At 65.0% G+C, this 13,044-nt stretch carries 12 protein-coding genes; 8 read left to right on the top strand and 4 right to left on the bottom strand.

The annotated features are described in order from the left end of the window. The first annotated feature begins 69 nt into the window (after positions 1–69). The 4 genes from AC2D9V_RS11730 to AC2D9V_RS11745 are packed head-to-tail and all read left to right on the top strand — an operon-like array spanning position 70 to position 4,151. Positions 70–1,482 carry a cryptochrome/photolyase family protein gene (locus tag AC2D9V_RS11730; RefSeq protein WP_484714248.1) on the top strand — a complete coding sequence of 471 codons (1,413 nt, stop codon included), beginning with the start codon at positions 70–72 and terminating at the stop codon, positions 1,480–1,482. Between the two features lie 58 nt (positions 1,483–1,540). Next, positions 1,541–2,764 (top strand): class I SAM-dependent methyltransferase, encoded by a 1,224-nt coding sequence (locus AC2D9V_RS11735; protein ID WP_484714493.1) that lies wholly within the window; start codon positions 1,541–1,543, stop codon positions 2,762–2,764. A 9-nt stretch (positions 2,765–2,773) separates the two neighbouring features. Further along, a complete protein-coding gene (locus AC2D9V_RS11740; protein WP_484714249.1) occupies positions 2,774–3,229 on the top strand; it encodes a TrgA family protein in 456 nt (151 codons plus the stop codon). Positions 3,230–3,245: 16 nt separating this feature from the next. Continuing rightward, positions 3,246–4,151 carry an NUDIX domain-containing protein gene (locus AC2D9V_RS11745; RefSeq protein WP_484714250.1) on the top strand — a complete coding sequence of 302 codons (906 nt, stop codon included), beginning with the start codon at positions 3,246–3,248 and terminating at the stop codon, positions 4,149–4,151. 131 nt (positions 4,152–4,282) lie between these two features. Here the strand turns inward: AC2D9V_RS11745 and AC2D9V_RS11750 are convergent, their stop codons facing one another. From AC2D9V_RS11750 to AC2D9V_RS11765, 4 genes are read right to left on the bottom strand one after another with little or no spacing between them, the layout of a single operon-like run. Then, entirely contained in the window at positions 4,283–5,458 is a 1,176-nt protein-coding gene (locus AC2D9V_RS11750; RefSeq protein WP_484714251.1) for a Gfo/Idh/MocA family protein, read from the bottom strand. A gap of 11 nt (positions 5,459–5,469) precedes the next feature. Beyond that, entirely contained in the window at positions 5,470–6,306 is an 837-nt protein-coding gene (locus AC2D9V_RS11755) for a sugar phosphate isomerase/epimerase family protein (protein WP_484714252.1), read from the bottom strand. Between the two features lies 1 nt (position 6,307). Next, positions 6,308–7,363, bottom strand: coding sequence for a sugar phosphate isomerase/epimerase family protein (locus AC2D9V_RS11760; RefSeq protein WP_484714253.1), 1,056 nt, complete (start codon positions 7,361–7,363; stop codon positions 6,308–6,310). Beyond that, complete coding sequence (locus tag AC2D9V_RS11765) at positions 7,360–8,430, bottom strand: LacI family DNA-binding transcriptional regulator (RefSeq protein ID WP_484714254.1); 1,071 nt, start codon at positions 8,428–8,430, stop codon at positions 7,360–7,362. Before AC2D9V_RS11765 ends, AC2D9V_RS11760 begins: the two co-directional genes overlap by 4 nt. Before the next feature lie 375 nt (positions 8,431–8,805). Here AC2D9V_RS11765 and AC2D9V_RS11770 point away from each other — a divergent pair, with 375 nt between their 5' ends. The 4 genes from AC2D9V_RS11770 to AC2D9V_RS11785 all read left to right on the top strand — a co-directional run bounded on the left by AC2D9V_RS11770 (position 8,806) and on the right by AC2D9V_RS11785 (position 13,041). Then, a complete protein-coding gene (locus tag AC2D9V_RS11770) occupies positions 8,806–9,972 on the top strand; it encodes an ABC transporter substrate-binding protein (RefSeq protein ID WP_484714255.1) in 1,167 nt (388 codons plus the stop codon). A gap of 233 nt (positions 9,973–10,205) precedes the next feature. Next, on the top strand, positions 10,206–11,036 hold the full coding sequence (locus tag AC2D9V_RS11775; protein WP_484714494.1) for a carbohydrate ABC transporter permease: 831 nt from the start codon (positions 10,206–10,208) through the stop codon (positions 11,034–11,036). Next, positions 11,029–11,955 carry a carbohydrate ABC transporter permease gene (locus tag AC2D9V_RS11780; protein ID WP_484714256.1) on the top strand — a complete coding sequence of 309 codons (927 nt, stop codon included), beginning with the start codon at positions 11,029–11,031 and terminating at the stop codon, positions 11,953–11,955. The genes AC2D9V_RS11775 and AC2D9V_RS11780 overlap by 8 nt, the downstream gene beginning before the upstream one ends. Before the next feature lie 6 nt (positions 11,956–11,961). Next, positions 11,962–13,041: an ABC transporter ATP-binding protein gene (locus AC2D9V_RS11785; RefSeq protein ID WP_484714257.1), complete on the top strand. Its 1,080-nt coding sequence runs from the start codon at positions 11,962–11,964 to the stop codon at positions 13,039–13,041. Positions 13,042–13,044: the final 3 nt, after the last annotated feature.

Below are 13,044 nucleotides of genomic sequence, written 5' to 3' on the forward strand. Positions count from 1 at the left end.
AAGGAAGCTGCTCGGGTGATCCGGGGCAGGGCGGCGGGCGTATCCGTTAGCCATGGGAAAAAAGTCCGAATGTCCGACCTGCCGTTGATCCTGTGGTTTCGACGCGACCTGCGTCTTGCTGACCAGCCGATGCTTGCGGCAGCGGTGGCGACGGGTCGGCCGCTGGTGCCCGTCTTCATCCTCGACCCCGAGACCGAGGCTATCGGCGCCGCGCCGAAATGGCGGTTGGGGCTTGGTGTCGCGGCCTTCGCCAACGCGCTGGAGTCGCTGGGCGCGCGGCTGATCCTGCGGCGCGGTCCGGCGCTGGAGGTCTTGCGGGCGCTGGGGACGGAGACCGGAGCGGGCGGGGTCTGGTGGTCGCGGCTGTACGATCCGGCCTCGGTGGCGCGGGACACGGGCGTGAAGGCGGCGCTGAAGGCCGAGGGGATCGAGGCGCGGAGTTTCGCGGGGCATCTGCTGCACGAGCCGTGGGAGGTCGAGACCGGGCAGGGCGGGTTCTACCGAGTTTTCACGCCTTACTGGCGGGCGATGCGCGGTCTGGAGGTGGCAGCACCCGAGGCGGCACTGAAGCGGCTGCGCGGGCCCGAGGCCTGGCCCGGAAGCGACCGGCTGGACGACTGGCGGCTTGGGGCGGCGATGAAACGGGGCGCGGCGGTTGTCCTGCGCCACCAAGCGGTCGGCGAGGCGGCAGCGGGGGCGAAGCTCGCGGCTTTTCTTGCGGGGCCTGTGGCAGGCTATGCCGAGGCACGGGACCTGCCCGGGGTGGCCGGCACCTCGCGCCTGTCCGAGAACCTGACCTATGGCGAGATCGGCATCCGCACCGTCTGGCATGCCGGTCAGCGCGCGCGGGACGAGGGCAGGGCAGGCGCGGAAAGCTTTCTGCGCGAGCTTGCCTGGCGCGAGTTCAGCTATCACCTGATGCATCACACGCCGCATATCACCCACGCCAACTGGAAGCCCGAATGGGACGACTTCCCCTGGCGTAGTGACAACCCGGAGGCGGAACGCTGGCAGCGCGGGCTGACCGGCGAGCCTTTCGTCGATGCGGCGATGCGCGAGATGTATGTGACCGGGACAATGCACAACCGCGCCCGGATGATCGCGGGAAGCTACCTCACGAAACACCTTCTGACCCATTGGAAGCTGGGGCTCGACTGGTTTGCCGACTGCCTGACCGACTGGGACCCGGCGGCGAATGCGATGGGCTGGCAATGGGTTGCAGGCTCGGGCCCGGATGCGGCGCCCTATTTCCGGGTGTTCAACCCCGCAGGCCAGGCCGAAAAGTTCGACCCAAAGGGTGACTATCGCCGCCGGTTCGTGGCGGAACTGTCCCGGCAGCCCGGGCAGGATGCGCTGGACTTTTTCGCGGCGGTGCCGCGGTCATGGAATCTTGATCCGAAAGCGCCCTATCCTGCGCCGGTGATCGACCTAGCCGAGGGACGCGCGCGTGCCCTTGCGGCATTTCAGGCACGAAAGGCTTGAGCAGAGGGTGCCTTTCATGGAACTTGCAGACAAGACCAAGAACCCTTGGGGAGGGGCAATGGACGTGACGACCGTTCTGACCGGCGTGCAGGGGGTTCATGACCTGCCGCGCTACTTTGCAACGGCCTTCGAGGTGGCGAAGCGGCTGGCCGAGGGGCGGCTGGACTTCGTGCTTCCCGACGGGCGGCGGTTCCGGGTCGAGGGCGAGGCCCCCGGACCTGCGGCCGAACTGCACATCCACAACGCCGATCTTTTCGCCCGGCTGATCCGCGAGGGCGACCTTGGGTTCTGCGATGCCTATCTGGAGGGCTGGTGGTCGACGCCCGACCTGCAGGCCTTCCTTGACCTCGTGCAGCGGCGCGCGAACAATCCGGTGCAGGACAGCTATCCCGGTATGTCCCTTCTGCGCGCCTATGAACGGCTGCGCTTCTGGCTGCAGTCGAACTCGAAAAGCCAGGCGAAGAAGAACATCTCGTATCACTACGACCTTGGGAATGACTTCTACCGGCTGTGGCTGGACGAGACGATGACCTATTCCTCGGCAATCTTCGAGAACCCGCAGGAAAGCCTCGAGGCGGCACAGCGCCGGAAATATGCCAGCATGGTCGACCAGATGGGCGCGCAGCCGGGCGATCATGTGCTGGAGATCGGCTGCGGCTGGGGCGGCTTTGCCGAATATGCCGCGAAGGAGCGGGGGCTGAAGGTCACCGGGCTGACGATCAGCCAGGCGCAGCATGATTACGCGGTGGAGCGGATCGCGAAAGCGGGCCTGTCGGACCGGGTGGAGATCAAGCTGCAGGACTACCGGGACGAGCGCGGAAGCTATGACGGCATTGCCTCGATCGAGATGTTCGAGGCGGTGGGCGAACGCTACTGGCCGGTCTACTTCGCCGCCCTGCGCGACAGGCTGAAGCCCGGGCGGCATGCGACGCTGCAGATCATCACCGTCGCGGACGACCGCTGGCACGCCTACCGCAAGGGCGTGGACTTCATCCAGAAATACATCTTCCCTGGCGGGATGCTGCCAGCGCCGTCGGTTCTGCGGGCCGAGGTTGAAAAGGCCGGCCTCAAGGTCAAGGGATCGATCGAGTTCGGGGAAAGCTACAGCATCACCTTGCGGCGCTGGCACGAGACGTTCAACGAGCGCTGGTCCGAGGTGCGCCGGCTGGGCTTTGACGAAAGGTTCAAGCGGATGTGGGACTTCTACCTCGCCTCTTGCGCGGGGGCCTTTCAGAGTGGAAACTGCGACGTGACGCAGATCACGGTGACGCGTCCGACCTGAGGTGAGCTGATGGCTGGTACACCCATGCCGACCGGAGCAAAGGCCATGGCCGCCCTTTGCTTTGCAGTGGTGGGCTGGATCACGGCGCATGTCTATGTGCAGAACATGGAGATAGAGACGAGTGTCGGCAGGCTGCGCGAGATCACCGCGTTGCTTGGTGCGATCGTCGGCTGGCGGGTGATGGGAAATTCGGTCGGCAAGGGGTATTTCCGGGCCATCGGGTCGGGCTGGAAGACCATGGTCGTACTGGTCATCGCGACGCTTCTGGCATTCGGCCTGGTCGAAATGCTGCAGCTTTCGGTCAAGATGCGCTATGACGGCCCGATCGAGGCGATCCTTGACGTCTTCCAGCGGATGCTGGACCGGTCCTTCCCGCTTGCAACCGTGCCGGTGCTGGCCGTGATGGTGATCGGCGGCGGGATCGCCGGAATGCTGACGGAAAATGCCAGCCGCCGCTGGCGCTGAGCCGGTCCTGCCGCGCGTGACCGGTCCTGCCGCGCTGCTGGCCATTGTCGCCGGAACGGAGGACGAGGCCGCCCGGTTGGCGTTCTACTGCGAGGTGATGGGGCTGCAGCCGACCTCCGCGCCGGATGGTGCCCCGGTCATCGACCTTGGCCCGGGCGGCGCAGGGCCCGAGGCGCTGGCGGCGGTGATCATGGAGGCCTTTGGCCAGCTTGATGCGGCCTCGGTGCGCCGCCGGTTGGGATCGGTTGCGGTGGCTGCTGCCAGCCGGGTCAGGGCTGCGGCCGCCGCCGGGCGCGCGCTTCGGGTCGGAACCGGAGAGGTTGACCTGGCCGCACGGCGCCAGGCGCATGCCGGGTTCTTCGGGCTGGAGGTTCTGGACCTGGCGCACCGCCGGTTTGACGGCAGCATGGGGCCAAGGATCACGCGCGAGGTTTTCGTCTCGGGCGATGCAGTCACGGTGCTGCCCTATGATCCGGTCCGCGACCGCGTGCTTCTGGTGGAACAGTTCCGTACCGGGCCCCTGGGACGGGGCGACCCCTTGCCGTGGCAGCTTGAGGCCATCGCCGGACGGATCGACCCGGGCGAGACGCCGGAAGACGCCGCCCGCCGCGAAGCGGTCGAGGAGGCCGGGCTGGTGCTGGGCCGGTTGGAGAGGGTTGCGGAGTACTATCCGTCGCCCGGCGCGATGACGGAGTATATCTATTCCTACGTCGCGCTCTGCGACCTGCCGGACGGGGTGGCGGGGGTCTTCGGTTCCGTGGAGGAGGCCGAGGATATCCGGGGGCACCTTCTGTCCTTCGACGCGCTGATGGCGGCGGTTGCGGGGGGTGAGGTGGCCAATGCGCCGATGATCCTGACCGCGTTCTGGCTGCAGCGCGAGAGGGAGCGGTTGCGGCAAGGGGCCGTTCCGGCAAGCCCTTGAGTTCGCGGCGTTAATCGCCGAGCGCGACAAGGCCACGCCCGTCTTCCTTGTGTCTTCCAGGCGTCTTCCTTCTGTCTTCCCTTGGACGGCGCAAGGCTGCGGTTAACCCTGCGCCGCCCGTGGTGCGCGACTCAGAGGTTGAGGCCGACCCACGCGCCGTTGCGGGCCGAGGAACGGACGCAGGCATCGACGAAAGCCACGCCTTCGAGCCCTTCTTTCAGGCCCGGGAAGGTGGTGCCTTCGGGAAGGGCGGTGCCGTCCTTTGCCGCACGGATGGCTCGGGCGGCCTCGGCGTAGATGTTGGCGAAGCCTTCCAGGTAGCCTTCGGGGTGGCCGGGGGGCACGCGGGTCACACGCCCTGCTTCGGGGCCCGCACCGGCGCCGCCCCGGGTGATCAGCCGCTTCGGCTGGCCGAGCGGAGTGAACCAGAGGTAATTCGGGTCCTCCTGCGCCCATTCGAGGCCACCCTTGGTGCCATAGACCCTGAGGCGGAGCGCGTTCTCGTTGCCGGGGGCGACCTGGCTGCACCAGAGCATGCCCTTCGCCCCACCCTTGTAGCGCATCAGGACATGGCCGTTGTCATCGACCCGCCGCCCCGGGACAAAGGCGGTCAGGTCGGCGGCAAGCTGGTCGAGCGTCAGGCCCGAGACGAAGTTCGCAAGGTTGAAGGCATGGGTGCCGATGTCGCCGGTGGACCCGCCCGCGCCCGACCGGGCGGGATCGGTGCGCCAGTCGGCCTGTTTCTGGCCCGAAGCCTCCAAGGGTTCGCTGAGCCAGTCCTGCACATATTCGACGTTCACGAGGCGGATGTCACCGAGCTCCCCCGCCGCGACCATGGCCTTCGCGTGCCGGATCATCGGATAGCCCGTGTAGTTGTGTGTCAGCGCGAAGACGACGCCCGAGGCCTCGGCAGCCTTGGCGAGCTTCTTCGCTTCGGGAAGGGTGGCGGTGAGGGGCTTGTCGCAGATGACGTGGATCCCGCGGCGCAGGAACTGCATCGCGACGGGCGCGTGCATGTGGTTCGGTGTCACGATGGCGACGGCGTCGATGCCGTCCTTCTTGCGCGCCTCGCGGCTGGCCATTTCAGAAAAGCTTTCATAGCAGCGGGCCGGATCAAGCCCGAGGTCGGCGCCCGAAGCCCTGGACTTTTCGGGGCTGGAGGAGAAACAGCCGGCGACCAGTTCGTACTGGTCATCGATCCGGGCGGCGATGCGGTGGACGGCGCCGATGAAGGCATCGCGGCCGCCGCCGACCATGCCAAGGCGGAGGCGCGGCGGACGGGCGGTATGGGCGGCATCAATGGGCATTTTGGACTCCTTTACGCGGCAAGGCCCCGGCGGATCAGCGCGATGGCCTCGGTGGTGACATTCTCGTAACTTGGGAAGAGCGGGCGCCAGACCCTTGTTGCGGCGGCAATATCCGGGAGGGCATGGCCGAAGGCCTCGACCGTCAGCCAGCCGTCATATCCGCCGGCACGGGCGGCCGCGATGGCGGGCAGGATCGGCGCATGGCCGGTGCCGGGGGTGCCGCGGTCGTTCTCGGAGATGTGGATGTGGGTGACCTGGGGAAGGGTGGCGGTCAGTGCGGCGACGGCATCCTTTTCCTCGATGTTCGAGTGGAAGGTATCGAAGAGATAGCCATAGCCGGGCCGGTTCACCGCCTTGACCAGCTCTGCCGCCCGTTCGCAGGTGTTGAGCGCGTAGCATTCGAAACGGTTCAGGGGTTCGACCGCAAGGGTGACCGCGCCGCCCGCATGGTCGGCCATCGCCGTCTGGGTGCGGATAAGGCGCGCCCATTCCTCGTCGCTGAGGGGTTTGCCGGAGAAGACCCCGAGCGGTTGGTAGAACGGCCCGGCCAGCACCTCGGCCCCAAGGGCGACCGAGCAATCGACCAGCCATTTCAGGTAGTCGACCCCGGCGGCCTCATTGGCCGCCGAGAGGGGGTTGCGTGCCTCGTCCTGGACGATGGCGACGACGGTGGAGGCCAGCCCCTCACCGTCGAGCATGGTCTTCACGCCCCGGTAGTAGGCCGGATCGCCGCCGAAGATCGGCACCTCGACCCCGTCATAGCCAAGCGCCTTGAGGGCGCGGAGCGTGGGCAGGAGCGAGGTGTCGAGATGGGTCGTCCAGAGAAGAAGGTTGAACCCGATCTTCATCCTACCCGAGCCCCAGCATCCTGCGGTTGGCAGCGCGGTCGGTGCCGGCGTCGGCGAAATCGTCAAAGGACTTTTCAGTCACGCGGATGATATGGGCATCGACGAAGGCAGCACCTTCGCGGGCGCCGTCCTCGGGATGCTTCAGGCAGCATTCCCATTCCACCACGGCCCAGCCGTCGAAGCCGTACTGGGTGAGCTTGGAGAAGATGCCGCCAAAGTCCACCTGCCCGTCGCCGGGCGAGCGGAAGCGGCCCGCGCGGTTGACCCAGGACTGGAAGCCGCCATAGACGCCCTGCCGCCCGGTCGGGTTCAGTTCGGCATCCTTGACGTGGAACATCTTGATCCGGTCGTGGTAGATGTCGATATGGTCAAGGTAATCAAGGTGTTGCAGGACGTAGTGCGAAGGGTCGTAAAGCATGTTGGCGCGTTTGTGACCTTTCACCCGGTCGAGGAACATCTCGAAGGTGACGCCATCGTGCAGGTCCTCGCCGGGGTGGATTTCGTAAGCGACATCGACGCCGCAATCCTCGGCATGGTTCAGGATCGGGGTCCAGCGGCGGGCGAGTTCGTCGAAGGCCTCTTCCACCAGACCGGCGGGGCGCTGGGGCCAGGGATAGAGGTAAGGCCAGGCGAGCGCGCCGGAGAAGGTGGCATGGGCGCTGAGGCCGAGGTTCTTCGAGGCGGTCAGCGCCTTCTTCACCTGGTCTACTGCCCATTCCGCGCGGGCCTTCGGATTGCCGCGCACGGCGGGGGCGGCAAAGCCATCGAACTGGGTATCATAGGCCGGGTGGACGGCGACGAGCTGTCCTTGCAGGTGGGTGGAGAGCTCGGTCACTTGAAGGCCGGCGTCGTTCGCAATTCCCTTGAACTCGTCGCAATAGGTCTTTGAACTCGCAGCCTTTTCCAGATCGAAGAGGCGCCCGTCCCAGCTTGGAACTTGCACACCGACATAGCCGCAATCCGCGGCCCAGTCGGTGATCGACTTCCAGGAATTGAACGGCGCCGCATCGCCCGCGAATTGCGCCAGGAACAGCGCCGGACCCTTGATCGTCTTCATGTCTTCCCTCCCATCCAGGGGCCGCGGCCCCATTCCACCTTGTCAGGAACCTCAAGCCGCTGTCTCTGGTCAAGCGCGCGCTTCTCGATCGTCGCGACCAGGGCGTGGGCGAGGAAATCACCGGCCCGCCCGACATCCTCGGGCACGATGATGATGTCGCGGCGGAACCGGCGCAGGACCGGGATGGCTTCCTTCGCCACAAGGTCGAAGTCGCGGCCAAGCACGCCGCCGGACTGCTCAGCCCCGGCGATGGCTGACATCGCAGCGGTCGTCGACCCGACGAGGAGCCCGTCCGGCGGGTTGGGCGCGGCGAAGCGGCGGGCGGTCCCCGTTTCGATCACATTGCCGCCGCTGTCCGAAGTGAAGCCTTCGGCGATCTCGAACCGCAGCCCCTGAAGGGCGGCTTCGTCGGAAAAGCCATAGGTCATGTGGCGGGCGTAAAGATGCGAGCGGGGCGGGGCGATCAGCAGAAGGCGCTTTCGGCCACGCTGGACAAGGGCGCGCACTGCGACCCGGGCGAAGGCTTCGTTGTCGAAGTCGAAATAAGGATGGTCGATCCCCATGTCGGTCCGGCCATGGGCCGCGAAAGGGAACCCGCGGTCGGTCATGTAGCGGATGCGGGGATCGTCGGGCATGGTCTGGTTCAGGATGATCCCGTCCGCGCTTTCCGTCTCGACGATGTAGCGGATCGGGTCCATCGGGTCCTGGTCGGGGAAATAGGGCATCACCACCATGTGGTAGGCGGTGCCGCGGAGCGCGTTGGCGATCGAATAGATCAGACGGGAGGTGTGGTTCATCACATCCGCCTCGGTCGACAGGACAAGCGCGATGACATTGGTCTTGCCCGTGCGGAGGCGCACACCGGCGCGGTTCGGGCGATAGCCGAGCTGCGTTGCCGTCTCGCGGACCCGGCGTTTGGTCTCCTCGCCGATGTCGGGGGCATCCTTCAGCGCGCGGCTGACGGTGGCGATGGCAAGGCCGGTGGCGGCGGCGATGGTCTTGAGGGTGGGGCGCTCGGTCTCCGAATCAGGGAGGACGGCGGGGGCTGGATCAAGCGGCAAGGGCATGGCCGGCTCCCTTCGTGATCCGTGGCATTTGCGCGCGGCAGCGAATCTCGCCGGATGATTCGGTCCGTGAGCTGAGTTTCGCGGTCGCAGAAACCCAGCCAGCGAAGCGGGCAGCAAACGCCCGTCCAGCAAGTGTTTCGACGCTGTTTCGGCACTGCGGCATCTTGCGATCCAGACCCAGAAATCCGCTTGGGTTTCCGCCTTCCAATCCCCTCATCAAGACTTGGGCAGCGGGGGCAAACAAGCGAAAAGATTGGTTGATCCATAAAACTACAACGTTATAGAAATCGACTATAACGTTTCAGAAACCGGGAGGAACGGACGAAACTGACGAAACTGACGGCGGTGCTCTGCGCGTCGGTGGCCATGCCTGCCATGGCGACCGAGCTTGAAGTCACCCACTGGTGGACCTCGGGCGGTGAGGCGGCTGCGGTCGCCGAGCTGGCCAAGGCGTTTGACGCTTCGGGCGACAAGTGGATCGACGGTGCCATCGCCGGCAGCGGCGGCACGGCACGTCCGATCATGATCGCGCGCATCACCGGCGGCGACCCGATGGGGGCCACCCAGTTCAACCACGGCCAGCAGGCGCTGGAACTGGTCGAGGCCGGTCTGATGCTGGACCTGACCGACGTGGCCGAGGCGAACAACTGGAAGGAAATCATCTATCCGCCCAGCCTGCTGGATGCCTGCACCGTTGATGGCAAGATCTACTGCGCCCCGGTGAACATCCACTCGCCCGAGTGGCTGTGGCTGTCGAACAAGGTTTACGAGGACCTGGGCATTCCGGTTCCGACCAACTGGAACGAGTTCGTCGCGACCGCCGAGCAGGTGCGCGCGGCCGGCAAGATCCCGCTGGCGCTGGGCGACCAGCCTTGGCAGTCGAACCTTGCCTTCGGCGCGATGCAGATCGCCGTGGCCGGGCTTGACGCCTGGAAGGCCGTGAACGTCGACAAGAACATGGAAGTCGCGGCCGGCCCGGAATACGCCAAGGTCTTCGAAGCGGCCGCCGCGGCACGTGAACTGGCCAAGGGGTCGAACGTGCAGGACTGGAACCAGGCGACCAACCTTGTCATCACCGATCAGGCCGCAGGCCAGATCATGGGTGACTGGGCGCAGGGCGAATTCCAGGTCGCGGGCGAAGTGGCCGGCAAGGATTATACCTGCCTTCTGGGTCTGGGCCTGAACGAGTACATCTCGACCGGCGGCGACGCCTTCTACTTCCCGAAACTGGATGATCCCGAGAAGGAAGCCGCGCAGAAGCGCCTCGCTGCCCTTCTGGTCAGCCCGGAAGTGCAGGTGGCCTTCAACCTGAAGAAGGGCTCGCTGCCGATCCGGGGCGACGTCGACCTTGCATCCGCCAACGACTGCATGAAGAAGGGCCTTGAGGTCCTGGCCGGTGGCAACATCGTCCCGGCGGGCGATATGAACTGGTCGCCCGATACCCAGAAGCAGTCGGAAGACCTGATGGTCGAGTTCTGGAAGTCAGACATGGCCCCTGCCGATGCCCATGCGAAGTGGGTGGAAATCCTGTCGGCCAACTGACCGGCACCTGACACGGACCAAAGACGTCACGGGCCGCCCTTGATCTCGGGCGGCCCGTTCCCGCAACCCCTTGCGAGAAGCCCGCGCCCGTGTTCCTTGACCTTCTGAATGCCGTCGTCGACCTGAACTGGCAGGTCCTTCTGATCGGTTCGATCATCGTCGTGGGCCTTCTGGCCCTCTACAACCGCAAGATCGCCCGGCGGAACCCGTCGGCGCTGATTGCCGGCATCCCGATGGTGCTGGTGGTCTTCTGGGTCTTCGTCTATGGCACCGCCTGGACGGTCCTGTTTTCCTTCACCAATTCCAAGCTTCTGCCCAGGACGAACTTCGTCGGGCTGGACCAGTACGAGCGGCTCTGGTCGAACAGTCGCTGGACGATCTCGATCGAGAACCTCGCCTTCTACGGGGTGATGTCGCTGATCTTCACGATCTCGATGGGCTTCCTGCTGGCCGTGCTGATGGACCAGAAGATCCGGTTCGAGGACACGTTCCGCACCATCATGCTTTACCCCTTCGCGCTTTCGTTCATCGTGACGGGGCTGGTCTGGCAGTGGATCCTGAACCCGGATTTCGGCCTGCAGGGCATCGTGCGCGGCTGGGGCTGGGAAAGCTTTACCTTCGACCCGCTGCACAATCCCGACACTGTGCTCTATGGCCTCTTGATAGCCGGTCTCTGGCAGGGCACGGGGTTTGTCATGTGCCTGATGCTGGCGGGCCTGCGCGGCATCGACGACGATATCTGGAAGGCCGCACGGGTAGACGGCATTCCAACCTGGAAAACCTACCTTGTCGTCGTCATCCCGATGATGCGGGCGGTCTTCATCACCACGCTGGTGATCGTCGCATCCGGCATCATCCGGCTTTACGACCTTGTCGTTGCGATGACCTCCGGAGGACCCGGCGGCAACGCATCCCAGGTGCCGGCGATGTATGTCTATGACTACATGTTCCAGGCGCAGAACCTTGGGCAGGGCTTCGCGGCCTCGACCATGATGCTTCTCTCTGTGCTGATCGTGCTGATCCCCTGGGCCTACCTTGAATTCGGAGGCAAGAAGCATGGCTGACGCCACCATCGGCATGACCGGCACCCGGTCCGACGCGATGACCGGCCCGCGCGGCGCCCGGCCGCGCAAGGCGATCTCGTCGCGCAACATCATCCTTTACGGCATCCTCGGGCTGGTCGCGCTGTACTACATCCTGCCCCTGTGGGTCATGATCATGACCAGCCTCAAGGGCATGCCGGAGGTTCGCCTGGGCAACATCTTCGCCCCGCCGGTCGAGATCACTTTCGAGCCCTGGGTCAAGGCCTGGGCCACGGCCTGCACGGGCCTCAATTGCGACGGTCTGAGCCGGGGCTTCTGGAACTCGGTCATCATCACCGTGCCGTCGGTGATCCTGTCGATCCTGATCGCATCCGTGAACGGCTATGCGCTGATCAACTGGAAGTTCAAGGGATCCGAGGTCTTCTTCACCATCCTGATCTTCGGATCCTTCATTCCCTACCAGATCATGCTTTACCCGATCGTGATCATGCTGCGCGAGATGGGGCTTTACGGATCGCTCTGGGGGCTTGTGATCGTCCACACGATCTTCGGGATGCCGATCCTGACGCTACTCTTCCGCAACTACTTCAGCTCGATCCCGGAGGAGTTGTTCAAGGCGGCGCGGGTGGATGGTGCCGGATTCTGGGGGATCTACTTCCGCATCATGCTGCCGATGAGCCTGCCGATCTTCGTGGTGGCGCTGATCCTGCAGGTGACCGGCATCTGGAACGACTTCCTCTTCGGCGTCGTCTACACCAAGCCCGAGCTTTACCCGATGACCGTTCAGCTGAACAATATCGTCAACTCTGTCCAGGGGGTGAAGGAATACAACGTCAACATGGCCGCTACGCTGCTTACGGGCCTTGTGCCGCTGATCATCTACTTCGTCTCGGGAAAACTCTTCGTCCGCGGTATCGCCGCCGGTGCCGTGAAAGGCTGAAACAGCATGGCTAAATCCATTGAAGTCAAGGACCTGACGCTGAACTTCGGCGCGGTGTCGGTCCTGAAGAACATGAACATCGACGTCGAGGAGGGGGAGTTCATCGTGCTTCTCGGACCCTCGGGCTGCGGGAAATCGACGCTGCTGAACTGCCTTGCCGGGCTTCTCGACATCACCGACGGGCAGATCTGGATCAAGGGCAAGAACGTCACCTGGTCCGAACCCAGCGAGCGCGGGATCGGGATGGTGTTCCAGTCCTACGCGCTTTACCCGCAGATGACCGTGCGCGGGAACCTGTCGTTCGGTCTGAAGAACGCCCGGATGCCGAAGGACGAGATCGAAAAGCGCGTCGCGCGGGCGGCCGAGATCCTGCAGATCCAGCCGCTTCTGGACCGCAAGCCGGGCGCGCTGTCCGGCGGGCAGCGGCAGCGGGTGGCCATCGGGCGGGCGCTGGTGCGGGATGTCGACGTCTATCTTTTCGACGAGCCGCTGTCGAACCTGGACGCGAAACTGCGGTCCGAGCTTCGGGTCGAGATCAAACGCCTGCATGAGCGGCTGAAGAACACGATGGTCTATGTGACCCATGACCAGATTGAGGCCCTGACGCTGGCGGACCGGATCGCGGTGATGAAGGGCGGGGTGATCCAGCAGCTGGCTGACCCGCAGACGATCTACAACCGGCCCTCGAACCTCTTTGTTGCAGGCTTCATCGGCAGCCCGTCGATGAACTTCCTGCATGGCCGGACGGTTGACGGCGGCAAGACCTTCGATTTCGACGGCAACCGGATCGACCTTCAGGGCTATCAGGGCGGCGCGGTGCTGGAGCGCGACCAGGCGATCCTGGGCGTCCGGCCGGAGCACATCACCATTTCGGCCATGCCGATTCCCGGCCCGTCCATCCCGGCAGTGGTGGAACTGGACGAACATCTCGGGGCCGACAGCCTGATGTGGCTGGATGCCGGCGGCAAGAACATCTGCGTGCGCATCCCTGTTGAGGGGCGACTGCCTGCCGGAACGCATGTGCACCTCGGGCTTGATATCGGCAAGGCATCGCTTTTCGACGCCAAGACGGAACAAAGGATCTGACCC

This window comes from Tabrizicola sp. T46 (assembly GCF_057219895.1).